Consider the following 23,196-nt stretch of genomic DNA (forward strand, 5'->3'; position numbering starts at 1 on the left):
GGACGCCCCCATGCCACCCGCTGAGCCGCCCCGCCCGCGGCTCAGCCGGCGAAGCGCGCTGCTCGGGCTCGCCGCGATCGGCGGCGTCGGCACGGCGGGCGTCGGCGGGTTCGCCTACGCAGGCGGCTGGTATCCGGCCGAGCGGCTGACCCCGGCCAAGTTCGCCGACCGCTTCGAGGAGGTGTACGGGAAGCATGCCGGATTCCGGCGCAACCACGCGAAGGGCGTGAGCGTCTCCGGGTACTTCACCGCCAATGGGGCGGGCGCCGAGGTGTCCAGGGCCAGTGTGTTCGCATCCGGCCGTACCCCCGTGACCGGCCGGTTCTCGCTCTCGGGCGGGCTGCCGGACGCCCCCGACGCCACGCCCACCGTGCGCGGGCTCGCGCTGCTCTTCCACCTGCCGGACGGCGAGCAGTGGCGGACCGCGATGATCAACCTCCCGGTCTTCCTGGACCGCACCCCGGAGGGGTTCTTCGCGCGGATGCTCGCGGCCAAGCCGCTGCCGGGAACGGGCAAGCCGGACCCGGAGAAGATGGCCGCCTTCCTCGCCGGGCACCCCGAAACGGCCAGGGCGATGGCCGTCGTCAAGAAACACCCGCCCACGTCCGGCTTCGACGACAGCACCTACAACGGCCTGAACGCCTTCCGCTGCACCAATGATGCGGGCGACACCGTCCCCGTGCGCTGGTCGCTGAAGCCGGTGCAGCCGGTCCGGCCGGGCGGTACCACCGCCCCGCCGGGCCGCGACCACCTCTTCGACGCGCTGATCGCCAAGGTCGCGCAGCAGCCCCTGCGTTGGCGCCTGGTGCTGACGGTCGGCAGGGCCGGTGACCCGACGGACGACGCCACCCGGCCGTGGCCCGCCGACCGGCGCACGATCGACGCCGGGACGCTGACGATCGACTCCGTACAGACCGAGGCGGCCGGCAACGCCCGGGACGTCAACTTCGATCCGCTGATCCTCCCGGACGGGATATCGGCCTCGGACGACCCGCTGCTCAGCGCCCGTTCGGCGGTCTACTCCCAGTCGTTCACCCGGAGATCGGGCGAGAAGAAGACCCCGAGCCCCGTCCACGTCGTGAAGGAGCAGTGATGAGCGGAACGGAGAAGTTCGGCGTTCTCGCCCGCCTGCTGCACTGGGGGATGGCGGTCATGGTCGTCGCCATGCTGTTCATCGGCGCCGCCATGGTGGCCTCCCCGACCGCCTACGACACGCTGCAGGACATTCACCGGCCGCTCGGGATGCTGATCCTCGTCTTCACCGCGCTGCGGTTCGTGAACCGGCTCCGGCACCGGCCGCCGGGCCTCCCGCCCACCATGGGCCGGTGGGAACGCGCGGCGGCGAAGGGCTCGGAGTACCTGCTCTACGCCCTGATGTTCGCGCTGCCGCTGATCGGCTGGGGCATGTTGTCGGCGGCCGGGTACCCCATCGTGCTGTACGGGCCGGTGCGCCTGCCGGGCCTTCTGCCGTCCGACCCGGCCCTGTACGCGGTACTGCGACAGGCGCACACGGTACTGGCGTACCTGCTCTTCGCGGCCTTCCTGGCGCACGCGTGCGCGGTGCTGTTCCACACCCTCGTCCTGCGTGACCGGCTGCTGGCCCGGATGGCATTCGGGCGCGCGGCGGTCAGGCGAGAGTGACCTCGACGGGGAGCTTCTTGATGCCGTTGACGAAGTTGGAGCGGACACGGGGGACTTCGCCGGTGACGCGGATGTCGGCGATCCGCGGGATCAGCTCCTCGAACATGATGCGCATCTCGGTGCGGGCGAGCAGGTTGCCCAGGCACAGGTGCGGGCTGCCCTTGCCGAAGGTGACGTGGTCGTTGTTCTCGCGGGCCACGTCGAAGTCGTAGGGGTTGCCGAAGACCTGCTCGTCGCGGTTGCCGGAGGCGTACCACATGACGACCTTGTCGCCTTCCTTGATGTGCTTGCCGCCGAGCTCGACGTCGCGGGTGGCGGTGCGGCGGAAGTGGTACACGGGCGAGGCCCAGCGCAGGAACTCCTCGACCGCCGTGGGGATGAGGGAGGGGTCCTTGCGCAGCCTGTCGAGCTGGTCGGGGTTGTTGATCAGCGCGAGCATGGCGTGGCTGATGGAGTGCCGGGTGGTCTCGTTGCCGGCGACGACGAGCAGCAGGAAGTAGTTGTCGAAGTCCTGGGCCGAGAGCGGTACGCCGTCGCGCGGGGTCTGGTTGACCAGCCGGGAGATCAGGTCGGTGCCGTCGCCGCCGCGCCGCTGCCGGGCCAGCTCGCGCCCGTACCTGAAGACCTCCAGGGAGGCGGGGGAGCGGAATGGCAGGTCGCGGTACTGCTCGCTCTCCTCGCTCTCCAGCAGCACGTCGGCGTAGTCGGGGTCGGTGTGGCCGATGATGCGGTTGCCCCAGTCGATGAGCTGCTGGTTGTCCTCCGGCGGCACGTCCAGCAGCCGGGCGAGGACGTTGATGGGGAAGTCGGCGGAGACCTCCCGTACGAAGTCGAAGCTCCCCTTGGCGAGCGCGGCGTCCAGCGTCTTCGCGGTCAGGCCGCGCAGGAAGTCCGCGTACTGGTTGATGACGCCGGCGCCGAACTGGCGCTGCAGCAGGCTGCGCATCGCGCGGTGGCGGACGCCGTCCAGCTCCAGCAGGGAGGCGCGCTTCTTGATCTGATCCTCGTCGACCTCCTCGAGGTTGACGAACTTGGTGGAGGTGAAGGTGTCCGCGTCCCGGTCGACGCGAGCGATGTCCGCGTGCCGGGTGACCGACCAGAAGCCGGAGTTGGGCGCCTCCTCCGGCTGCCAGTGGACCGGGTCCTGATGGCGCAGGGTGTGGAACATCCGCCACGGGGTGACGCCGTCGGTGAAGTTGTCCAGGTCGGCGAGGTTCACCTCGTCCAGGGGGAGCGGCTCGTGGACGTCGGGCTGGGTGCTGGTCATCGGTGGCTCCTTGCGGGTCTTGCGCGTACGGGTGGGCGCGGGCGTCACAGGTGGTACGCGTACTCGGTGAACTCCCAGTCCGTGACGTACTGCTGGAAGCGTGCGACCTCGTTGCGCTTGTAGGCGAGGAAGGCCGAGGCGAAGCCCTTGCCGAGGACCGCGGTGAGCGCGGTGTCGGCCTCGAAGGCGTCGAGCGCCGCGGGCAGTGTCATCGGCAGGGTGGCGGCCTTGGTGGTGTCGTAGCCGTAGCCCTCCAGGGGCGCGGGCGGTTCCTGGCCGGCCCGCACGCCGAGCAGCGCGGCCGCGAGGGCGCCCGCCAGCAGGAGGTACGGATTGGCGCCGGCGTCGGCGAGCCGCAGCTCGAAGCGGGTGCCGGCGCCGCGCTCGGGCGGGACGCGGACCATGGCGCTGCGGTTGTCCAGCCCCCAGTCGATCAGCCAGGGGGCGAGGGTGTCGGGCCCGAACCGCTTGTAGGAGTTGACCGTGGGGTTGAGCAGCGCGGTCAGCGCGGGGGCGTGGGCGAGGACGCCGGCGATCGCGTGGCGGGCGGTGGCCGAGAGTCCGTGGGGCGCCGCGGGGTCGTCGAAGGTGTTGTGCCCTTCGCCGTCCAGACAGGAGACGTGGACGTGGAAGCCCGAACCGCCCTCGTCGCTGAAGGGCTTGGCCATGAAGGTGGCCAGCCGGCCTTCGACGCGGGCGAGTTCCTTGACGGCGGCTTTGAAGCGGAAGGCCCGGTCGGCGGCGTCGAGCGCGGGGGAGTGGGTCAGGTTGATCTCGAACTGGCCCGGGCTGAACTCGTGGTTGCCCATGCTGGCGCCGATGCCGAGGTCGCGCAGCTGCCGCAGGGTACGGAGCAGATGGCCGTCCGGGTCGCCGCGGCGGCCCGCGGTGTAGACGTTGCCGGGGGCCTCGGCGTACCGCTTCCAGCCCGAGGGCGAGCCCGGGTCCGGATCGCACAGGAAGTACTCCAGCTCGGGGCCGACCACCGGGGCCAGCCCCTCCTCGGTGCACTGGGCGAGCACGTGGCGGAGCAGGTCGCGGGGGGATTCCGGGGCGGGTGAGCCGGTGGCGGGGTCGAGTACATCGCCGAGGCACCAGGCGACGCCCGGCTCCCAGGGCAGCGGGACCAGCGTGCTCAGGTCCGGGCGGACGGCGATGTCGGGCAGGCCGGCGTCCAGGCCGCCCGCGACCTCGACGACGTCGCCCTGCGGGCTGGTGTGGTAGACGGCCCGACAGAAGGCGAGGCCGTGGTCGCACGCCGAGGGCAGGTGATCCAGCAGGACGTCGCGGGCGCGGTCGGTGCCGATGAGATCGGGATAGGCGACCCGGACGACGTCGATGCCGTCGGCGGCCAGTGCGTCCATCTGCTGCCGGAGCTGGGTCTGCTGCTGGAGCTGGGCGGAATCGTGAGCGCTCACCTGTGTCTCCTCGGACGGGCTGAACGGTGGCGGAGGACGACCGGGGGCCGCGGGGTGGATGCGGTCCAGTGATCGTTTGACGCCAAACGGTAGGGAACGGCAGGGGCGCCCGCAAGAGGCCGGGCGAAAAAATTTATCCACGTGGATAGGTGTTGACCAGGGGTCGCCGTCTTCCTATCTTGTTTGAAGCCAAACGAGTTCCAAGCGACTTATGGGTTCCACCACCAGGAGGCCGGCCATGAAGGTCGTCGTCGACATGAACAAGTGCCAGGACCACGGCCAGTGCGTCTTCGCGGCGCCCGACGTCTTCCAGCTCGACGCGGACGGGCACCTCGGCTACGTCGGCGAGCCCGACGACGCGCTGCGCGAGGACGTCGAGGAAGCCGCCGACGTCTGCCCGCTGCAGGCCATCCGGATCGAGGACTGACCGATGGCCGCCCGCATCGTGGTCGCCGGCGCCGCCATGGCCGGTCTGCGCGCCGCTGAGCAGCTGCGCGCCGCCGGCTGGACCGGCGCGATCACCCTGGCCGGCGACGAGCCGCACATGCCGTACAACCGCCCGCCGCTCTCCAAGGAAGTCCTCGCGGGCAAGGCCCCCTTCGAGTCCCTCGCCTTCCGGCCCCGCGCGAGCGTCGCCGACGTGGAATGGCGCCTCGGTACCAGTGTGACCGCCGCCCGGCTCGCCGAGCGGACCGTGGAGCTGGCGGACGGCGAGCGACTGGCCTTCGACGGCCTGGTGATCGCCACCGGTATGCGGCCCCGGCGGCTGCGCTGCCCCGGCCCGGCCGCCGGCCGCCACACCGTCCGTACGCTCGCCGACGCCCAGGGCCTGCGCGCCGCGCTGACCCGCCCCGGCGCCCGGGTCGTCGTGGTCGGCGCCGGCTTCATCGGCTGCGAGGTCGCCGCCACCGCCGTCGGCCTCGGCGCCGCCGAGGTCACCGTCGTCGACCCCGAGCCGCTGCCGATGCTGCGCCCGCTCGGCGAACTGCCCGCCCGCCTGCTGCACCGCCGGCACGAGGAACGCGGCGTACGCTTCGCCCTCGGTACGGGCGTCACCGCCTTCGAGGGCGGGGACCGCGTCACTGGCGTCGTGCTCGACGACGGCCAGGTGCTGCCTGCCGACGTCGTGGTCGAGGCGGTCGGCTCGGTGGCCAACACCGAGTGGCTGGCCGGCAACGGCCTGGACCTGACCGACGGCGTGCTCACCGACGCACTGCTGCGGGCCGGCGGCCTGCCGTACGCGGTCGCCGTCGGGGACGTCGCCCGCTTCCCCAACGCCCGCTACGACGGCGTCCCGCGCCGCGTCGAGCACTGGTCGATCCCCGGCGACACCGCCAAGCGCGCCGCCAAAACCCTCGCGGCCGACCTGGCCGGCGCCGAGCCCGACCCCACCCCCTTCGCGCCGCTCCCCACCTTCTGGAGCGACCAGCACGACTTCCGGCTGCAGTCTTTCGGCGCCCCGTCCCTCGGCCTCACCGACGTACGCGTCCTGGACGGGGACCCGGACGGCGATCCGGACGGTGACGTGGTCGTCGGCTACCACGCCGACGGCCGACTGGTCGGCGTCCTCGCCCTCGGCGGCCCGGCCGCCGCCTCCGGAGCCGCCCGCTACCGCGCCGAGCTGCTCCAGCAGCCGGCCCCCAGTACCCAGCACGCCTGAAGGAGTCCGACCACCATGGCCAGCGTCCGCGGTTACTTCCACCCCAAGACGGCGACCGGTTCCTCGTCGCTCATCCCCTCGCCCCCCTGGCACTACTCCGGCGACCTCCTCACCGTCGAGTACCGCACCGACCCCGCACGCGTCCGCGAACTGCTGCCCGAACCGCTCGGACTCGCCGAGGAGGACCCCGGCGCCGTCGCCCTCATCTGGGCCGACTGGCAGTCCTGCGCGGGCTCGGGGGAGGAACTGCTCGACCCCGTGCGTGCCCAGTACAAGGAAGTCTTCGCGGTCGTCCGCTGCTCCTACAAGGGCCGTACGTACTCCCGCTGCGTGTACATCTGGGTCGACAAGGACTTCGCCATCGCCCGCGGCCTGCACCAGGGCTATCCGAAGAAGCTCGGCTCGATCCACCAGACCCGCCCGCACCCCTACGGTCCGGCGCCGCGCATCGAGGCGGGCGCCCGCTTCGGCGCCACGCTCGCGGCCGCCGACCGGCGCCTCGCGCAGGCCGTCGTGACGCTGCGCGCGGAATCGGAGAACAACGGCTTCGTCAACGGCCACCCGATGGCCCACCACCGCTGGCTGCCCTCCATCGAGCCGGGCAAGGGCCTCGCCCTGGACGAGCTGGTCGAGAGCGGTGCCGCGTCCTTCGAGGCCGGTCCCGCCTGGCGCGGCGACGCCGAACTGGAGCTGTTCGAGGCGCCCACCGAGGAGCTGGCCCGCCTCGAGATCCGCGAGCCGATCGCCGCGTACTACCGCCAGGTCGGCGTCGTCTGGAACGGCGGCACCCTCCTGGAGTCCGGCACCTCCGCCGCCGAGTGACCGACACCTTCTCACCTCTGGGAGACCGGACATGACCGCACACCGCACCACCGTCGCCGGCGTCGCCGTCGACACCCGGCACTGGATCGGCGGCGCGCGCGTCGCCTCCGCCGCCACCTTCACCGACGTCTCGCCCCTCGACGGCGCGGCCCTGGGCGAGATCGCCCGCGGCACCGCGACGGAGGCCGAAGTGGCCGTCGCCGCAGCGAAGGAGGCGTTCCCCGGCTGGGCCGCCACCCCGCGCGCCGAACGCGCCCGCATCCTGCACGCCATCGCCGACGGCGTCGAGAAGCGCATCGAAGAGCTCGCGATCGTCGAGACCAGCGACAACGGTGCGCTGCTGCGCTCGCACCGGCGCGGTGTGATGCCCCGCGTGGCACACAACTTCCGCTTCTTCGCGGACTGGCTGCTGAAGCTGGAGCACGAGGACTTCACGACGTACACGAGCGGCTCCGCCGCGGGCAGGGGCCACACCAACCACGTCTCCTGGGACCCGGCGGGCCCCTGCGTACTGATCACGCCGTGGAACGCGCCGCTGATGCTCGCGACCTGGAAGATCGCCCCGGCGCTCGCCGCGGGCAACACCGTGATCCTCAAGCCCGCCGAGTGGACCCCGCTCACCGCCTCGCTCCTCGCCGACATCGCGCACGAGGCGGGCCTGCCCGCCGGCGTTTTCAACGTCGTCCAGGGGTACGGCACCGAGGCGGGCAGCGCCCTGGTCGCCCACCCCGACGTGCGCCGCATCAGCTTCACCGGTTCGGTACCCACCGCGAAGGCCATCGCCGCCGCGGCCGCCGCGCACCTCGTGCCGACCAGCTTCGAGCTCGGCGGCAAGTCCCCGCTGCTGGTCTTCGCCGACGCCGACCTGGACCTCGCCGTCGACCTGGCGGTGGAGCAGTACGACAACGCAGGGCAGGTCTGCCTCGCGGCGACTCGCCTCCTCGTCGAGTCCTCGGTCGCCGAGGAGTTCACCCGCCGGTTCGTCGAGAAGGCGTCGCAGCTGACGCAGGGCGACCCCCGCGATGAGGCCACCGACATCGGGCCCAACATCCACCCCCGCCAGCTGGAGAAGATCGACGGCTTCGTGCGGCGGGCGCTCGCGGCCGGCGCTCGCGCGGTCATCGGGGGACACCGCAAGGAGGGCCAGTACTACGCGCCGACCCTCCTCACCGACGTCGCGCAGGACTCCGAGATCGTCCAGGAGGAGGTCTTCGGCCCGGTCCTCACCCTGCAGACCTTCGAGACCGAGGAGGAAGCGGTCCGGCTCGCCAACGACACCCGCTTCGGCCTCGCCGCCACCGTTGCCACCGGCGACCCCGAGCGTGCCGAGCGCGTCACCGGAGCGCTGGTCGCCGGCACCGTCTGGGTCAACTGCTTCTTCGTCCGCGACCTCCAGGCCCCCTTCGGCGGCTCCCGCGAGTCCGGCGTCGGCCGCGAAGGCGGCACCTGGAGCTTCGACTTCTACTGCGACCTCAAGAACACCGTCACCGCACCATTGGGGTCTCCCCTGCTCGAGCGGAGCCGAGAGCTTGGGGAAGGCTGGCGCGACCATGGGTGAAATCGTCGGCGCCGGGCTGCTCGCCCACGTCCCCACCATCGTGCTGCCGGAGGAGACCCGGCGGGAGCTGAACGAGGGCAAGGAGATCACCCTCGTCACCGGCCTGCGACAGCTCCGTAAGGACGTCTTCGAGACCACCGACTACGACACCGTCGTCGTCCTGGACTCGCACTGGGCCACCACCGTCGAATTCGTCGTCACCGCCCAGCAGCGCCGGGCCGGCCTCTTCACTTCCGAAGAGCTGCCGCGCGGCATGTGCCGGATGCCGTACGACTTCCCCGGGGACCCCGAACTGGCCGCCAACATCGCCCAGTTCGCCGACAAGCACGGCACCTGGATCACCCCGATCGACGACGACTACCTGCCGATCTACTACGCCACGATCAACCTCTGGAAGCACCTCGGCGAGGGCCTGCCCGACAAGAAGTGGATCTCCATCGGGGTCTGCCAGACCGGCGACATGGAGGACCACCTGCGCCTCGGCCGCGCCTTGGCCGACGGCATCGCCGCCACCGAGGGCCGCAAGGTCCTGGTGATCGCCTCCGGCGCCCTCTCGCACACCTTCTGGCCGCTGCGGCAGCTGCGCGACCACGAGGCCAGCGACCCCGTCCACATCTTCACGCCCGAGGCGCGCGCGGCGGACGAGCAGCGCATCGCCTGGTTCAAGGACGGCCGCCACGACGAAGTGCTGCGCACCATGCCGGACTTCTGGACGTACAAGCCCGAGGCGAAGTTCTTCCACTACCTGATGCTGGCCGGCGCGCTGGGCGAGGCGGGCTGCACCGCCCGCGGGCGCCAGTACGGGGAGTATGAGAACTCCGTCGGCACCGGCCAGGTCCACCTGTGGTTCGACCGTCCCGAGAACGGCTGGACCGCGCCCCGCCCCCGCCCCTCCAAGGAGACCACCCATGCCTGAGTACCGCCGCATCCTCCTCGACGGCGCCGTCGTCGAGACCGTCCGCGAGGGCAAGGAACTGGTGGCCGGCGACGGCCGCCGCGTCAAGATCGACGATGCCCGGCACCTGCCGCCCGTCGTCCCCTCCAAGATCGTCGCGGTGCACCTGAACCACCGCAGCCGGGTGGCGGAGTTCCAGATCAAGCTGACGCCGACCCCCACGTACTTCCACAAGCCGACCTCAGCGCTCAACTCCCACCAGGGCGCCATCGTCCGCCCCGAGGGCTGCAAGTGGCTGAACTACGAGGGCGAGGTCGCCATCGTCATCGGGAAGACCGCGCGCAACATCTCCCAGGCGGAGGCGGGGGAGTACATCGCGGGGTACACCGTCGCCAACGACTACGGCCTGCACGACTTCCGCGACACCGACGCCGGCTCCATGCTCCGCGTCAAGGGCTCCGACACCCTCTGCCCGCTCGGCCCCGGCCTCGTCACCGACTGGGACTTCCGCGGCAAGTACCTGCGGACGTACGTCAACGGCGAGCTCGTCCAGGACGGCTCGACCGACGAGATGGAGTGGGACATGCACTACCTCGTCGCCGACATCGCCCGCACCATCACCCTGTACCCCGGCGACGTGCTGCTCTCCGGCACGCCCGCCAACTCCCGCCCCGTACAGCCCGGCGACGTCGTGGAGGTCGAGGCCGAAGGGCTGGGCCGGCTCACCAACCACATCGTGACCGGCCCGACCGCGATCCGCGGCGACGTCGGCGCCCAGCCCACCGAGTCCGAGGAGGTCCGCTCCACCGCGCTCGGCGGCGACTGGGAGTTCCGCGGCATCCGCCCGCCGAAGCGCGGATGATGACCGGCTCGGCGGGCCCTCCGGTGGCTGTGACCTGGGGATAGGCTGGCCGGCATGACGGAAGCAGCCAAGGAGGGCAGCGGCCGCCGCGGCCACCGGGAGGTGGGGTACGGCGAGGGCCGGGACGCCCTGCTCAACGCGGCGGTCCGGGTCGTGGCGCGGGGCGGCCTGCGCAAGCTGACCTACCGTGCGGTCGCCGAGGAGGCCGGCGTCACCCACGGCCTCGTCGTGCACCACTTCGGTTCCCGCGACGCGCTGATCGAGGAGGCGCTGGGGTACGTCGTGCGGCAGAGCCTGAGCAGCAGCCTGCTGGAGCCGGGAACGGGCAGGCCCGAGGACTTCGCGGCCGGCGTCTCCGCCATGGTCGAGACCGGCCCCGATCTGCAGGCGTTCCAGTACGAGCTGCTGCTCGAAGCGCGCCGCCGCCCGGACCTGCTGCCCCAGGTGCGCGGCCTGTACGACGCGTACTTCGAGGCCTCCGCGCGCGAGCTGTCCCGGATGCTGCCGCACGAGCCCAGCCCCGCCCTCGCGCGCCTGGTCTTCGCGGCGCTGGACGGGCTCGTCCTGCACCAGCTGACCCTCGGCGACGCGGCGAACACCGCGGCAGCCCTCGACGAGCTGCGGTCCCTGCTGGGCCGGCTGGCCACCGCCGAGGAGCCGGCCGGTCGCGACCCTGCTTGATCACCACCACTTACTTGTTCACCACCACCTACTTGTTCACCACCACCTATGCACGCACTACCTAGCGAATTACGGATTGTTTCGGCCGGCCGGCGGACCGAGGGTGTGACCACTCGCCACACCCCCCTCGTGAAAGGTCCGCCGTTCCATGAAGCGTTCCCACCTCGCCGCCCTGCTGCTGGCGGTGCCCGCGGCGCTCGTCCCGGCCGCCGGCACCGCGCTCGCCTCCGGACAGGACGCGTCCCCCCGGCTCGTGACCGTCGAGCAGGCCCCCGACAGCAAGGCCATCAACGGCAGTTACATCGTCACCCTCAAGCCGGGCACGACGGCCAAGGGCCTGGCGAAGAGAGAGGACATCACCACCCGCCACGTCTACAAGGGCGTCCTCAACGGCTTCTCCGCCAAGCTCTCCGCCGACCAGCTCGCGGAGCTGCGCGGCGACCCGTCGGTCAAGGCCATCGAGGAGGACCAGAAGGTCACCGCCGCCGCCACCCAGTCCAACGCCACCTGGGGCCTGGACCGCATAGACCAGCGCAACCGCCCGCTGAGCGGCACCTACACCTACAACCGCAACGGCTCCGGTGTCACCGCGTACATCATCGACACCGGCATCGACACCAGCCACCCGGACTTCGGCGGCCGCGCCCGCAACGTGTACGACGCCCTCGGCGGCAACGGCCAGGACTGTCACGGGCACGGCACGCACGTGGCCGGCACGGTGGGCAGCAACACGTACGGCGTGGCCAAGGGCGTGGCGCTGCGCGGCGTCCGGGTCCTGGGCTGCGACGGGAGCGGCGCGTACTCGGGCATCATCGCCGGTTTCGACTGGGTGCGTAACAACGCCACGAAGCCCGCCGTGGCCAACGCCTCGATCGGCGGCGGTTACTCCTCCGCCGTGAACGACGCGGCCGCGGCCCTGAACAACTCCGGCGTCTTCCTGTCCGTCGCCGCCGGCAACGACAACGCCGACGCCTGCAACACCTCGCCCGCGAGCGCGCCGGGTGTCCTCAGCGTCGCCGCCTCGGACAGCTCCGACCGCAAGGCGTCGTTCAGTAACTACGGCAGCTGCACGGACCTGTTCGCGCCCGGCGTCTCCATCACGTCCACCCGCCTCGGCGGCGGCACCACCCAGATGAGCGGCACGTCCATGGCCTCCCCGCACGCGACCGGCGTCGCGGCCCTGTACAAGTCGAACAAGGGCGACGCCGCCTCCTCCACCATCAACGACTGGCTGACCAGCAACGCCACGACCAACGTCATCAGCAACCCGAGCGGCACCCCGAACCGCCTGCTCTTCAAGTCCGACCTCTGATCCACCTGCTGACGACACAACGACACGTCGATCCGACGGCGCCGGCGTCTCGTGGAGACGCCGGCGCCTGCCGGTTTGCACCGGATTCCGTTGCTGTGCAGCCTATTGGTGACTGATTCCGTTGATCGATAGCGAATTCACGGCGATATCGGTAGCGTACGGCCAGCCACATCGAGCGCCGGACACTCACGGGGGACAGCACCATGACCGACCACCCACTGCCTGCCACGCTGCCGGAGACGGAGCGCACCCGGCACCGCCGACTGCGGGAGCAGGGGAGCCTCGACCGTGCGGAGCTGGACGCCATCCTCGAAGCGGGGTTCGTCTGCCACCTCGGGGTGATCGTCGACGGGCGGCCGATGGTCGTGCCGACCGTGTACGGGAGCGACGGGCACACGCTGTACTTCCATGGCTCGGTCGCGAGCCGCAGCCTGGTGGCCTCCCCCGAGGCGGCGGTGTGCGTGACGGTCACGCACGTGGACGGGCTGGTCCTGGCCCGGTCTGTGTTCGAGCACGGCGTCAATTACCGCAGCGCCATGATCCACGGTGTGCCCCGCGCGGTCACCGACCCGGACGAGAAGCTGGCCGGGCTGCGCTGTCTGACCGAGCGCGCGGCACCGGGGCAGTGGGACTACGCCCGGCAGCCCAGCCGGAAGGAAATGGCGGCGACGGCGCTGCTCGCGCTGTCGCTGGCGGAGGCGTCGGTGAAGATACGCACCGGCGGCCCCGACGACGGGGACGGGCCCGACGCCGCGCTCGGGATCTGGGCCGGTGTCCTTCCGCTCAACGCCAGTTGGGGCGAACCGGAAGCGGATCCCCTCCTGCCGGCGGGCATCGCGCCGCCCCCGCACGTCAGCGCCCGGGCGCACACCCCCGCGGGCTGAAGCGTCACGTGCCCGCGTTCCCCCGCAGTTCCTCCACGGCGGTACGTGCCGCGGCGCCGATCACCGCGTCGGCCCGCGGCAACACGTTGTCCGCGCGCGCCGCTTGGGTGAAGACCACGGCGGTGTACGTACTGCCGTCGGCCAGCTCGACCACCCCCGCCTCGTGCCGCATCGACCCGAAGGTGCCGGTCTTGCCCGAAACGGTCACGTCGTCGTACGGGAAACCGGACGCCAGCCGGTGCCGCCACGGCTGCCGGCCCATGACCTCGCGCATGAACGCGCAGCGCTCGGGGGAGGCGGCCCGCCCGGTCCAGATCGCCCGCAGCAGCCGCGCCATGTCGGCGGGCGTGGTGGCGGCCTTCGACAAGGGGTTGTAGACGACCTCGGGCACGGTGTCGTCGTTGCTGGAGAGCCGCGCCATCGCGGCCGGCAGCGAGTCCGTACCGGTCTCCGTGAGCAGCCGGTCCCACGTCCCCGCGACCCCGCCGTGGATACGCGTGTCCGGCATCTCCAGATCGCGGCAGACCTCGTCGACCGCCGAGGTGCCGACCGTGCGGAGCAGCGCGTCGGCCGCCGTGTTGTCGGAGACGCTCATCATCATGACCACCAGGTCGCGCAGCGACATCGTGACGGCGTCCCGCAGGATCGAGATGCCGGTGGGACCGGCGATCCGGTCGGGCGGCTCCAGGGTCAGCCGCTCGCGCGGGTCGATCTCTCCGGCGTCCGCCAGCCGGCAGCAGGCCACCATCAGCGGCACCTTGTACACGGAGCCCATGGGCACCGCCTCGTCGGGATCGATGGTCACCCGGGCCGAGGGCCGGTCCAGCTCCGCCACGTGCAGCCAGCCGCGCACGCCCGCGTCGGCGAACATCTCGCGGATCGTGCGCTCCACACCGCTTCCCCGCCGCGTCCCGCTCATGACGCCGCCTGCCGTTCGAGAGTGTCCACCAGTAGCCGGGCCGTGTCCGCGGTGTCCGCCGCGTCCGGCCGCCGGGGGTCCCACACCACCCGTAGCCGCAGGGGCAGCGCCGGGTCGGTCGCCCGTCTCCGCTCCACGCCGTCGGCGGTCAGCGTCGCGTCGGCGGTGACCAGTACCGCCTGTCCCGCCGCGACGAGCGCCAGCCCGGCGCGCTCGTCGGACACCACGACGGTCTCCACCCGCCGGCCCCGGCTGGCCAGCGTGTCGACGAACAGGTCGTGGGCCGCGGGCGCCTCCTCGCGGGGCCGCACGGCGACGGGCAGCTGCCGGGGCACCCCACCGGTCGGCGTCCGGCCGTGCGGGCCGGCGGGGGAGAGCACCCAGCTCGGGAACAGGACCACCGGCCCCGCGGCCAGACCGTGCAGCACCGCCGGATGCCGGATCACCGCGAGGTCCAGCCGGCCCGCCGCGATGTCGGAGAGCAGCGTGGCGGTCGGTGCCGTCAGTACGCCTATGCGGTTCTGTTCCCCCGCGCGTACCGGCGCCGCCGCCACGGCCGCCGCGAGCCCCGCCGGCACCTCCGGCGCCAGCCCGAGCCGGAGCCGACGGCCGTCGGCGTGCTCCCGCGCGCCGATCTCCCGCAGCTCCCCGAGCGCGGCGAGCGCCCTGCGCGCGTGCGGCAGCAGCAGCGCGCCCTCGTCGGTCAGGACCACGCCACGGGTGCGGTCGAACAGCCGCACCCCGAGCAGCGCCTCCAGCCGGCGCAGCCCCTGCGACAGCGGCGGCTGGGTGATCCCCACGCGCTGCGCGGCGGCCCCGAAGTGCTCCTCCTCCGCCAGCGCCACGAAGATTTCCAAGTGCCGTTCCGTCAGCATTCCACTCCTGTGGCGTGCGGTGATATGGCGAGTGAATCGATCGTAGGCCGAGAGCATATTCGACATGGGGAGGGGGGGCCGGGTTCACTTCCTGGCCATGGACACCACACGAGTACGCCCGTCCCGCCGCAGGGTGCTGGCCCTCGGCGCGGGCACGGCAGTGGCCGCCGCGCTCCCCGCCTGCGCGTCGGCATCCGCCCGAACACCGCACGGCAAGGGGCTCTCCGGGCAGCTGAAGCGACTGGAGCAGGAGCACGCCGCGCGGCTGGGGGTGTTCGCCCGCGACCTGGCCACCGGCCGCACGGTGCGGTACCGCGCGGACGAGCGCTTCCCGATGTGCTCGGTGTTCAAGGGCCTCGCCGCCGCTGCCGTCCTGCGCGACCTCGACCACGACGGCGAGTTTCTGGCGCGTCGCATCCACTACTCCAAGAAGTACGTCACGGACGCCGGCTACGCGCCGATCAGCAGCGAGCCCGGGAACATCGCACACGGCATGACCGTCGCCGAACTGTGCTCCGCCGCCGTCAGCCACAGCGACAACGGCGCGGCCAACCTCCTCCTCCGCGAGCTGGGCGGCCCCACGGCCGTCACCCGCTTCTGCCGCTCGCTCGGCGACGGCACGACCCGGCTCGACCGGTGGGAACCGCAGCTGAACTCGGCGGAACCCTGGCGCACGACGGACACGACCACGCCCCGCGCCATCGGCACGACCTACGGCCGCCTCGTCGTCGGCCGCGCCCTCGCCGCCGAGGACCGCAAGCGGCTGACGGGCTGGCTGGTCGCGAACACCACCAACACCAAGCGCTTCCGCGCCGGTCTGCCCGAGGGCTGGACCACGGCGGACAAGACCGGCGGCGGCAGCGAGTACGGCGTCGCCAACGATGTGGGCGTCGCCTGGCCTCCCGGCCGGCCCCCGGTCCTGCTGTCCGTCCTGACCACCACGCACGCACCCGAAGGGCCCTCGGACGACGCGCTGGTCGCGAAGGCCGCCGAGCTGGTGGCGGCGGCGCTGACCTGAGCACGGCCCCGGGGCACGGGATTCCGTATGCTGGCCGCCGCGCTCGCCGAGGAGGGAGTCCATGGAGAAGCCGACGGCCGACACCGGTGCCCCGCACGCACTGCAACGGCGCCTGGGCACGACGGACGCCGTGCTGATCGGCCTCGGGTCGATGCTCGGCGCCGGCATCTTCGCCGCCCTCGCCCCGGCGGCGGCCGCTGCCGGTTCCGGGCTGCTGCTCGGCCTCGCACTGGCCGCGGTGGTGGCGTACTGCAACGCGACCTCCTCGGCGCGGCTGGCCGCCCGCTACCCGGCCTCCGGCGGCACGTACGTGTACGGCCGCGAGCGGCTCGGCGACTTCTGGGGCTACCTCGCCGGCTGGGGATTCGTGGTCGGCAAGACCGCCTCCTGCGCCGCCATGGCGCTCACCGCGGGCGCGTACCTCTGGCCGGGCCACGCACACGCGGTCGCGGTCGCCGCTGTGGTGGTACTGACCGCCGTGAACTACGCCGGGGTGCAGAAATCCGCCCGGCTCACCCGCGCCGTGGTCGCCGTCGTCCTGGCCGTGCTCGCCGCAGTGGTGGCCGCCGTGCTCTTCTCCGGCGAGGCGGACGCCAACCGGCTGGTGCTCGGCGCGGACATCACCGGCGGCGGGCTGCTCCAGGCTGCGGGCCTGCTGTTCTTCGCCTTCGCCGGATACGCGCGCATCGCCACGCTCGGCGAGGAGGTCCGCGAGCCCGCGCGGACCATCCCCCGGGCCGTCCCGATCGCGCTCGGGATCACGCTGGTGGTCTACGCCATGGTCGCCGTCGCCGTTCTCATGGTGCTCGGCCCGGGCGGACTGGCCGGTGCCGCGGCGCCCTTGTCGGACGCCGCGCGGACCGCCGGCGCAGCTTGGCTCGCGCCCGTGGTCCGCGCCGGCGCCGCCGTGGCCGCGCTCGGCTCGCTGCTGGCACTGATCCTCGGGGTGTCGCGCACCACCCTGGCCATGGCCAGGGACCGCCACCTGCCGCACGCCCTGGCCGCCGTCCACCCGCGCTTCAAGGTGCCGCACCGCGCCGAACTCGCGGTCGGCGCGGTCGTGGCCGTCCTCGCCGCGACGGCCGACCTGCGCGGCGCGATCGGCTTCTCCTCGTTCGCGGTGCTGGCGTACTACGCCGTGGCCAACGCCGCGGCGTGGACCCTCACCTCCGCCGAGGGCCGCCCGCCCCGCGTCGTCCCGGCGGCCGGCCTCGCCGGCTGTCTGACCCTGGCCTTCGCCCTGCCCGTGTCCTCCGTCCTGGCGGGCACGGCGGTACTGGCGGCAGGCGCGGCCGTGTACGGCATCCGCCGCACGACTGCCGGACGCCGCGAGCCGTAGCCGGCGGCCGGGCGGCCCGGGCCTACGGCGCGCGCAACGGCCCGGACGTGAGCGGTACTACGGGGATCTCCATCCGTTCGTCCCCGGGTGGCACCATGCGAAGGGTGCGCTCCAGCCACGCCGAGACCGGCAGGGCCGGCGCGCGCAGCATGGTGAGGCCGGCCGGCGCGGTGAGCGACAGGCAGACCACGGCGCGGTCCGCATCGCTACGGGCCGGCCAGATCCGCACGTCGCCCGACCCGCTGGGGCGGAAGAGGCCGTCGATGAGGAGGCTGCGGGCAAAGGTCCAGTGGACGGGGTGGGGAGTGTCGATGTGGAAGGAGAGGCGGACCGCGAACGGGTCCCGCGCGAGGTAGCGCAGCCGGGCGGGGACCGCCACAGGGGAGCGGACCACGTACCGGGGCGCGAGCAGAAGCTCGAATTCCAGCTCGCGTTCCGCCGAGCGGCGGTCTTCCGCTTCATACCGTACGGCGGGGTCGTGCTCAGGCATGTCAAGGGCTCCTCACCCAAGAGAGCGATGTTCCGGCAGTCACTCAACTCGACCTCGCCCGCGGTGAATAGCCTCCTCCTGTCGGCAAGCCGCTTAGATCGCTTAAACCCCTCGGAGGCGTGGTGCGCACGAGGAACGAGTCCTTGGACCGGGCCATTCGTGAAGCCGGTTGCAGTTACGCGGAGTTGGCGCGGGAGGTGCGTACGGTCGCGGCGGAGAGCGGCGTGACAGTACGCACCAACTCCTCCGCCGTGGCGCACTGGGTCGCCGGCACGCGGCCGGCGGACAGCACGGCCGGTCTGATCGCCGAAGCCCTGGCGCGGCGGCTCCAGCGGCCCGTGACACCCGTACAGCTGGGGCTGCGCTCCCCGGAGAGCGGGTCTGCCGACACCGCGTTCGGACTGCACGTCGACCGCGACCCGCTCGACGTCCTGACCGCGCTGGGCCGCGCCGACATCGAGCGGCGCCCCGAAGCGCGTGCCGCGCCGTACAGCGTCGCGGTCGCGTCCCTCGCGCTGGACCTCGACGCCCAGGAGGCGGCGCACGCTTCCGCGGTGCGTCAGGCCGGGACCGCGGGGGAGCCCGAGGTACGCGCCGTGCGGGAGCTGACGGAGCTGTTCACCGCCGTCGACGAACGCCACGGCGGACAGCACGGCCGGTCGGCGCTGGTGCAGTACTTGACCAGTGATGTGGCCGCCCTGTGCCGGGCCCGGTTCCGCACCGAGGAACTGAAGCGGCAGATCCTCTCGGCCGCCGCGTGCGTCGCCTACCTCTCCGGCTGGAAGGCGTACGACGCCGGCGAGCAGGGCCTGGCGCAGCGGTACTACCTCCAGGCGTTCCGGCTCACCCGGGAAGCGGACAACGACCTGCACGGAGCGTTCGTGCTGCGGGTCCTGGCACACCACGGCATGGAGACGGGCCGGGCCGAACACGCGCTGGCGCTCGTCGACGCGGCACTGCACCGGGTCAAGGGACGCACGGACCCGGCCACGGAGGCGCTGTACGTCGCCACCCGGGCCCGCGCGCTGGCGATGGAGGGCAGACGGCGCGAAGCGGTCGCGGAAACCGCCCGCGCGGCCCGGCTCGTGGACGGGGCCGACGAGCGGGAGATGCCGTACTGGGCCGCGCTGTGGGGATCGGCGCAGGCCTGCGTGGGCACCCATACCGCCAAGACGGCCCAGCACATGGGCGCCTACGACATCGCCGAACAGCACTTCAGCCGGGCGGTGTGGAGCCGGACGGGGGCCGACTACCGGCGCATCGCCGCGCTCAGCCTCGCCCACGCCGGGACCATGCAGTGCCGACAAGGACGGGTGGAGCAGGCGTGCGCCACCTGGAGCGAGGCGCTCCGGCTGATGGACGGGGTGCGGTCGGCCCGGGTGCGGTACGTGGTGGCGACGATGAGCCAGGAACTCGGCCCTTACCGGAACCGGCGGCTCGCCGCCGCCCTGGAGCTGGACGAAAAGATCCGTCTCTGGTCGCAGGAGGGACCATGAAGTCCGTCGGGAAGAACGGCCGGCGCGGGCCGGAAAGCAGAACAGCCGCCCTCAACCGGATCACCGCTGCCGGCCTGATCGGCACCGTCATCGAGTTCTACGATTTCACCCTGTACGCCATCGCGGCCGCGCTCGTCCTCGGCCCGGTGTTCTTCCCGCACTTCGCGCCCGCCGCGGGAACCCTGGCGGCCATGGCCACCTTCGCCACCGGCTTCCTGGCCCGACCCGTGGGGTCGGCCGTGTTCGGGTGGATCGGCGACCGGCTGGGACGCCGCGCGATGCTGCTGGGCACGGTACTGACCACGGGCGGCGCCACCCTCGGGGTGGGCCTGCTCCCCGGTTACCAGGAACTGGGGATGGCGGCGCCCGTGTGCCTCGTCGCGCTGCGCCTCCTGCAGGGCGTCGGGATCGGCGGGGAGTGGACGGGGGCCGTCGTCCTCGCGACCGAACACGCACCGGTGAAGCGGCGCGGGCTGTGGGCCTCCTTGCCGCAGACCGGCCCGGCCCTCGGGTTCCTGCTGGCCAACGGCGCAATGCTGGCGCTCTCCGGGACGCTGAGCGCGGAGCAGTTCCGGACCTGGGGCTGGCGGGTGCCCTTCTGGTGCGCGGGCGTGCTGACGCTCGCCGGGTACCTGCTCCGGTCCTCGCTCACCGAGTCCCCCGCGTTCCGGGCGCTCGTCCAGGAGGGCGCCCTGTCCCGTTCCCCCGTCCGCCTCGTGCTCAGGCGGCACCGTGGCCGGGTCCTGCTCGTCGCCGGGGCGGTCACCTGTTCCTACGCCGTCCACTACACGGCGACGACGTGGGCGATCTCCCACGCCACGCGGACCGTGGGCCTGGACCCCACCGGGACGCTGCTGTGCGTCATGGTCGCGATGACGGTGATGGCGGTGGCCACGCCCGTCGCCGCGGTGTGCGGCGACCGTTTCGGCCGCCGCAGGCTCAGCATCATCGGATGCGCCGCCATGGCCGCCTGGACGGTCCCGTACCTGGCGCTCCTGGAGACCGGGAGTCTCATCGCGCTCACGGTGGGCACCACCGTCATGCTGCTCACCTTGATCACCACGCTCGGGGTCCAAGGGGCCTACATCCCCGAGCTGTTCGAGGCTCGCATCCGTACGACGGGCACCGCGCTCTCCTACAACCTCGGCGCCGTACTCGGCGGCGCCCTCACCCCCTTGATCGACAGCTGGCTGTCCGGCCTCTCCCGCACCGGCCTCCCCTGGGTGACCGGCGCCTATGTGATCTGCCTGTGCGCGGCGAGCCTGGCCTGCCTGCTGCGGCTGCCCGATACCCGGGCACCGGACGGAGCCCGGGACGGCCCCGCTCTGCCGGTAGCCGTCTGACGGTTACCGGCAGAGCGGGGCCCGAGCCGCCCGCTTCCTAGCGGCAGCCCGCGGGTGTCGCCTGCGACGCGTCGTGGATCAGCGCTTGGTGGGCGGCCTTGAGCCGCTTCACATCCGGCTTGACCACCTTGCGGTCGTACGTCACCAGGCCGTTCAGCTCGCCCTCGACGTCCGAGATCTGCGTGTAGACGGCGCCGTTGCCGCCCCGGCAGGCCAGCTGGCGCACCTCGGCGAGGCGCTTCAGATAGTCGTCCGTGTACGTCGCCGGGTCGACATCGACGTACGACTGCTGCACCGACCACGCGTGTCCGGGCACGCCGAGCCCGAGGCCGCCGTACTCGCCGCTGATCAGGGCGCGTTTGCCGTCGGGGTGCGGGGGCAGGGCCGGGCTCGGGTAGCCGTGCTCGTCCATGATGTCGCCGGTGCCGCCGTCACGGCCGAGGTTGAGGCCCGACTGGCCGTTGATCAGGCGCGTCGGGTCCCAGGACTTGGCCTGGTCGGCGATCCGGGCCTCGTCGTACTGGCCCCAGCCCTCGTTGAAGGTGACCCACATGATCACCGAGGGGTGGCTGTCGTGCTGGTCGATCATCGTCTTCATCTCCCGCTCGTACTCGGCGCGGGACGCGGCGTCCGGGTTGGTGCCCGCCGTCATGGCCGGCATGTCCTGCCAGACGAGCAGGCCCAGCTTGTCCGCCCAGTAGAACCAGCGGTCGGGCTCGACCTTGATGTGCTTGCGTACGGAGTTGTAGCCCAGCTGCTTGTGCAGCTTCAGGTCGTACGCCAGCGCCTCGTCGGTCGGCGCCGTGTGCAGCCCGTCGGGCCAGAAGCCCTGGTCGAGCGTGGCCATCATGAAGACGGGCTTGCCGTTGAGCACGGTGCGCGGGGTGCCGTCGATCTTCTCCACGGCGATGGAGCGCATCCCGAAGTAGCTGCCGACGCGGTCGCTGCCGACGCTCACCTTCAGGCCGTACAGGAACGGGTCGTCGGGGGACCACAGGTGCGGGTCCTTGATCTTCAGCGTCAGCGGCTCGCCCGTGCGGCCGCTCACCGTCGCCACCCGGCGCTTGCCGTCGTACGCGGTGGCCGTGACCGGCACGCCGTTCCGCACGCCGCGCGGCTGGACCGCGACCGTGCCGTCCGCGACCTTCGGGGTGATCTTCAGCGAGTCGGCGTGGTCGGCCGCGACCGGCTCCATCCACACCGTCTGCCAGATGCCGGACGAGGGGGTGTACCAGATGCCGCTCGGGTCCAGGCGCTGCTTGCCGAGCGGCGGATTCTCGCCGCCCTTCGCGTCGGTCGGGTCGTAGACGCCGACGATCAGCTCCTGGGTCTTGCCGGGCTTGAGCGCGTCGGTGATGTCGGCGCTGAACTTGTCGTAACCGCCCTTGTGCGCGGCCACCTTGGTGCCGTTGACGTACACCTCGGCCTGCCAGTCGACGGCGCCGAAGTTCAGCCGGAGCCGCTTGCCGTCGCCCACCTTCCAGTCGTTCGGGACGGTGAACGTGCGGCGGTACCACATGCGGTCCTCGTGCCGCTCGATGCCCGAGAGCTGCGACTCGACCGGGTACGGCACCAGGATCTTCTCGCCCAGCTTCTTGCCGACGGGCGGCTGCTCGCCGGACTCGGCGGCGGCGAACTGCCAGGAGCCGTTGAGGTTGCGCCAGGCGTCGCGCGTCAGCTGCGGGCGCGGGTACTCGGGGTGGGCGTTCTTCTCGCTCACGTCATCGGCCCACTTGGTGCGCAGCTCGTACGTGGACTTGTTGGCGCCGCTGGACCAGAACCGGCCGATCCGCTCGCCGTCCGCGCGGGCCAGGCCCGCCTCGCCGTCGTAGCGGAGCTCGACGTCACCGCGCGCGGTACCGGTCTTGTTGCCGACGACCGGTTCCTTGAGCCCGACGAGCAGCGCCTTGGGGTCGGACGGGTCCGCCTTCGCGGCGCCCAGCGGCCAGGCGCTGCCGCCGATGACCGCGTCGAGGTGGTCCGTCAGACCGGCCGGCGGTGCGGCCAGTCGCTGCGGGAAGTCCAGCTTGAGCGTGCGGCCGTCGCCGAGGACGGTGGCGGCGGTCGCGCCGTCGTAGTCGAAGCCGTCGGGCAGCCGGAACGCCGACTGCGGGACGGCGGCCTTGTTGCTGCCGGGCGGGGTCCAGCGCAGGTGCAGGTTGGACCCGCCGAAGTGCTCGAAGTACTCGACCTTGATGTCGTAGGCCTTGCCCGCGGTCAGCTCGACCGGCCGGGACGTCTGCTCCTTGTCCCAGTCGTCCACCCAGTGGTCGATGGCGATCTTCCCGTCGACCCACAGGCGGAAGCCGTTGTCGGCGCTGAGGGAGAACGTTGTGGGACCGGTCTTCGCGGGGACGATCTTCCCGGTCCAGCGGACGCTGACATCGTCGTTCTGCCCGGTGGCGTAGCCGAGCCGGGGTTCGAGGTTGTCGAAGTCGAGGTCGGGGTCGACTCCGGTGGACTTCAGCTCGTGGAAGTCGAAGGCCCCGGGCGCCGATTGGGTGTAGTACTCGCCCTTGAGGCCGTGGACGGCGTCGGGCTGCGGCTCGTCGGCCGCCGTGGCGGACGGCGCGGCGGCGAGTCCCGCGGCGCCCAGCGTGGCCGCGAGCAGCAGGCCGAGTCTGTCTCTGAACCGTTTGGTGCGCACGGATCCTCCTTGTCGAGGAAGGGTGGCGGCTCGTTGCATCAGTCTGTACAACGTTGGAAGGAACGGCAG

At 72.2% G+C, this 23,196-nt stretch carries 21 protein-coding genes; 15 read left to right on the plus strand and 6 right to left on the minus strand.

All coding sequences use genetic code 11. From position 1 onward, the window contains the following. The first annotated feature begins 10 nt into the window (after positions 1 to 10). Together ABT381_RS09555 and ABT381_RS09560 are read left to right on the plus strand one after the other, a co-directional pair. Positions 11 to 1,093, plus strand: coding sequence for a catalase family peroxidase (locus ABT381_RS09555; protein ID WP_351590295.1), 1,083 nt, complete (start codon positions 11 to 13; stop codon positions 1,091 to 1,093). After that, positions 1,093 to 1,641 carry a cytochrome b gene (locus tag ABT381_RS09560; protein WP_351590298.1) on the plus strand — a complete coding sequence of 183 codons (549 nt, stop codon included), beginning with the start codon at positions 1,093 to 1,095 and terminating at the stop codon, positions 1,639 to 1,641. Before ABT381_RS09555 ends, ABT381_RS09560 begins: the two co-directional genes overlap by 1 nt. On the opposite strand, the gene ABT381_RS09565 is transcribed toward ABT381_RS09560, so the two are convergent. After that, on the minus strand, positions 1,628 to 2,908 hold the full coding sequence (locus ABT381_RS09565) for a cytochrome P450 (RefSeq protein ID WP_351590301.1): 1,281 nt from the start codon (positions 2,906 to 2,908) through the stop codon (positions 1,628 to 1,630). The genes ABT381_RS09560 and ABT381_RS09565 overlap by 14 nt on opposite strands. A 44-nt stretch (positions 2,909 to 2,952) precedes the next feature. After that, entirely contained in the window at positions 2,953 to 4,272 is a 1,320-nt protein-coding gene (locus ABT381_RS09570; protein ID WP_351590432.1) for a glutamine synthetase family protein, read from the minus strand. Positions 4,273 to 4,564: 292 nt separating this feature from the next. Between ABT381_RS09570 and ABT381_RS09575 the strand changes: the two genes are divergently transcribed. The 9 genes from ABT381_RS09575 (at position 4,565) to ABT381_RS09615 (ending at position 13,000) form a co-directional block, all read left to right on the plus strand. Beyond that, complete coding sequence (locus ABT381_RS09575; protein ID WP_351590303.1) at positions 4,565 to 4,753, plus strand: ferredoxin; 189 nt, start codon at positions 4,565 to 4,567, stop codon at positions 4,751 to 4,753. 3 nt (positions 4,754 to 4,756) lie between these two features. Next, complete coding sequence (locus ABT381_RS09580) at positions 4,757 to 5,986, plus strand: NAD(P)/FAD-dependent oxidoreductase (protein ID WP_351590306.1); 1,230 nt, start codon at positions 4,757 to 4,759, stop codon at positions 5,984 to 5,986. A 15-nt stretch (positions 5,987 to 6,001) separates the two neighbouring features. Then, positions 6,002 to 6,808: an acetoacetate decarboxylase family protein gene (locus ABT381_RS09585; RefSeq protein ID WP_351590308.1), complete on the plus strand. Its 807-nt coding sequence runs from the start codon at positions 6,002 to 6,004 to the stop codon at positions 6,806 to 6,808. Between the two features lie 31 nt (positions 6,809 to 6,839). Further along, positions 6,840 to 8,366 carry an aldehyde dehydrogenase gene (locus tag ABT381_RS09590; protein WP_351590310.1) on the plus strand — a complete coding sequence of 509 codons (1,527 nt, stop codon included), beginning with the start codon at positions 6,840 to 6,842 and terminating at the stop codon, positions 8,364 to 8,366. Beyond that, positions 8,359 to 9,282: a 3,4-dihydroxyphenylacetate 2,3-dioxygenase gene (locus ABT381_RS09595; protein WP_351590313.1), complete on the plus strand. Its 924-nt coding sequence runs from the start codon at positions 8,359 to 8,361 to the stop codon at positions 9,280 to 9,282. The genes ABT381_RS09590 and ABT381_RS09595 overlap by 8 nt, the downstream gene beginning before the upstream one ends. Then, positions 9,275 to 10,123 (plus strand): fumarylacetoacetate hydrolase family protein, encoded by an 849-nt coding sequence (locus tag ABT381_RS09600; RefSeq protein WP_351590315.1) that lies wholly within the window; start codon positions 9,275 to 9,277, stop codon positions 10,121 to 10,123. The genes ABT381_RS09595 and ABT381_RS09600 overlap by 8 nt, the downstream gene beginning before the upstream one ends. Before the next feature lie 54 nt (positions 10,124 to 10,177). After that, entirely contained in the window at positions 10,178 to 10,804 is a 627-nt protein-coding gene (locus ABT381_RS09605; protein ID WP_351590317.1) for a TetR/AcrR family transcriptional regulator, read from the plus strand. Positions 10,805 to 10,952: 148 nt separating this feature from the next. Then, the gene (locus tag ABT381_RS09610; protein WP_351590319.1) at positions 10,953 to 12,116 is read left to right on the plus strand and encodes a S8 family peptidase; all 1,164 of its coding nucleotides are present in this window, start codon (positions 10,953 to 10,955) and stop codon (positions 12,114 to 12,116) included. A gap of 203 nt (positions 12,117 to 12,319) precedes the next feature. Next, positions 12,320 to 13,000: a pyridoxamine 5'-phosphate oxidase family protein gene (locus ABT381_RS09615; protein ID WP_351590322.1), complete on the plus strand. Its 681-nt coding sequence runs from the start codon at positions 12,320 to 12,322 to the stop codon at positions 12,998 to 13,000. A 4-nt stretch (positions 13,001 to 13,004) separates the two neighbouring features. On the opposite strand, the gene ABT381_RS09620 is transcribed toward ABT381_RS09615, so the two are convergent. Beyond that, positions 13,005 to 13,892, minus strand: coding sequence for a serine hydrolase (locus ABT381_RS09620; protein WP_467754503.1), 888 nt, complete (start codon positions 13,890 to 13,892; stop codon positions 13,005 to 13,007). Between the two features lie 23 nt (positions 13,893 to 13,915). After that, on the minus strand, positions 13,916 to 14,794 hold the full coding sequence (locus ABT381_RS09625) for a LysR family transcriptional regulator (RefSeq protein WP_351590328.1): 879 nt from the start codon (positions 14,792 to 14,794) through the stop codon (positions 13,916 to 13,918). A 97-nt stretch (positions 14,795 to 14,891) separates the two neighbouring features. On the opposite strand from ABT381_RS09625, the gene bla reads away from it, so the two are divergent. Further along, positions 14,892 to 15,812, plus strand: a complete 921-nt coding sequence (bla, locus tag ABT381_RS09630) for a class A beta-lactamase (RefSeq protein WP_351590331.1) — start codon at positions 14,892 to 14,894, stop codon at positions 15,810 to 15,812. Positions 15,813 to 15,873: 61 nt separating this feature from the next. Next, the gene (locus ABT381_RS09635) at positions 15,874 to 17,151 is read left to right on the plus strand and encodes an APC family permease (RefSeq protein ID WP_351590333.1); all 1,278 of its coding nucleotides are present in this window, start codon (positions 15,874 to 15,876) and stop codon (positions 17,149 to 17,151) included. Between the two features lie 22 nt (positions 17,152 to 17,173). Here the strand turns inward: ABT381_RS09635 and ABT381_RS09640 are convergent, their stop codons facing one another. After that, a complete protein-coding gene (locus ABT381_RS09640) occupies positions 17,174 to 17,641 on the minus strand; it encodes an SsgA family sporulation/cell division regulator (RefSeq protein WP_351590336.1) in 468 nt (155 codons plus the stop codon). 122 nt (positions 17,642 to 17,763) lie between these two features. On the opposite strand from ABT381_RS09640, the gene ABT381_RS09645 reads away from it, so the two are divergent. Next, positions 17,764 to 19,137, plus strand: a complete 1,374-nt coding sequence (locus tag ABT381_RS09645) for an NsdA family TPR-like regulatory protein (protein WP_502965701.1) — start codon at positions 17,764 to 17,766, stop codon at positions 19,135 to 19,137. Then, entirely contained in the window at positions 19,134 to 20,480 is a 1,347-nt protein-coding gene (locus ABT381_RS09650; protein ID WP_351590342.1) for an MFS transporter, read from the plus strand. Before ABT381_RS09645 ends, ABT381_RS09650 begins: the two co-directional genes overlap by 4 nt. 37 nt (positions 20,481 to 20,517) lie before the next feature. Here the strand turns inward: ABT381_RS09650 and ABT381_RS09655 are convergent, their stop codons facing one another. Continuing rightward, positions 20,518 to 23,127 (minus strand): PA14 domain-containing protein, encoded by a 2,610-nt coding sequence (locus tag ABT381_RS09655; RefSeq protein WP_351590345.1) that lies wholly within the window; start codon positions 23,125 to 23,127, stop codon positions 20,518 to 20,520. Positions 23,128 to 23,196: the final 69 nt, after the last annotated feature.

The sequence above is a fragment of the Streptomyces sp. NPDC000151 genome, from assembly GCF_040301705.1.
Classification (GTDB): Bacteria; Actinomycetota; Actinomycetes; order Streptomycetales; family Streptomycetaceae; genus Streptomyces.

What these genes read in the sequence shown, in the direction of transcription:
- ABT381_RS09625 (WP_351590328.1), bottom strand. Translation starts at nt 14,794, where the DNA reads ATGCTGACGGAACGGCACTTGGAAATCTTCGTGGCGCTGGCGGAGGAG.
- ABT381_RS09595 (WP_351590313.1), top strand. Translation starts at nt 8,359, where the DNA reads ATGGGTGAAATCGTCGGCGCCGGGCTGCTCGCCCACGTCCCCACCATC.
- ABT381_RS09570 (WP_351590432.1), bottom strand. Translation starts at nt 4,272, where the DNA reads ATGGACGCACTGGCCGCCGACGGCATCGACGTCGTCCGGGTCGCCTAT.
- ABT381_RS09575 (WP_351590303.1), top strand. Translation starts at nt 4,565, where the DNA reads ATGAAGGTCGTCGTCGACATGAACAAGTGCCAGGACCACGGCCAGTGC.
- ABT381_RS09555 (WP_351590295.1), top strand. Translation starts at nt 11, where the DNA reads ATGCCACCCGCTGAGCCGCCCCGCCCGCGGCTCAGCCGGCGAAGCGCG.
- bla (WP_351590331.1), top strand. Translation starts at nt 14,892, where the DNA reads ATGGACACCACACGAGTACGCCCGTCCCGCCGCAGGGTGCTGGCCCTC.
- ABT381_RS09565 (WP_351590301.1), bottom strand. Translation starts at nt 2,908, where the DNA reads ATGACCAGCACCCAGCCCGACGTCCACGAGCCGCTCCCCCTGGACGAG.
- ABT381_RS09640 (WP_351590336.1), bottom strand. Translation starts at nt 17,641, where the DNA reads ATGCCTGAGCACGACCCCGCCGTACGGTATGAAGCGGAAGACCGCCGC.
- ABT381_RS09615 (WP_351590322.1), top strand. Translation starts at nt 12,320, where the DNA reads ATGACCGACCACCCACTGCCTGCCACGCTGCCGGAGACGGAGCGCACC.
- ABT381_RS09590 (WP_351590310.1), top strand. Translation starts at nt 6,840, where the DNA reads ATGACCGCACACCGCACCACCGTCGCCGGCGTCGCCGTCGACACCCGG.
- ABT381_RS09600 (WP_351590315.1), top strand. Translation starts at nt 9,275, where the DNA reads ATGCCTGAGTACCGCCGCATCCTCCTCGACGGCGCCGTCGTCGAGACC.
- ABT381_RS09650 (WP_351590342.1), top strand. Translation starts at nt 19,134, where the DNA reads ATGAAGTCCGTCGGGAAGAACGGCCGGCGCGGGCCGGAAAGCAGAACA.
- ABT381_RS09580 (WP_351590306.1), top strand. Translation starts at nt 4,757, where the DNA reads ATGGCCGCCCGCATCGTGGTCGCCGGCGCCGCCATGGCCGGTCTGCGC.
- ABT381_RS09610 (WP_351590319.1), top strand. Translation starts at nt 10,953, where the DNA reads ATGAAGCGTTCCCACCTCGCCGCCCTGCTGCTGGCGGTGCCCGCGGCG.
- ABT381_RS09585 (WP_351590308.1), top strand. Translation starts at nt 6,002, where the DNA reads ATGGCCAGCGTCCGCGGTTACTTCCACCCCAAGACGGCGACCGGTTCC.
- ABT381_RS09635 (WP_351590333.1), top strand. Translation starts at nt 15,874, where the DNA reads ATGGAGAAGCCGACGGCCGACACCGGTGCCCCGCACGCACTGCAACGG.
- ABT381_RS09560 (WP_351590298.1), top strand. Translation starts at nt 1,093, where the DNA reads ATGAGCGGAACGGAGAAGTTCGGCGTTCTCGCCCGCCTGCTGCACTGG.
- ABT381_RS09605 (WP_351590317.1), top strand. Translation starts at nt 10,178, where the DNA reads ATGACGGAAGCAGCCAAGGAGGGCAGCGGCCGCCGCGGCCACCGGGAG.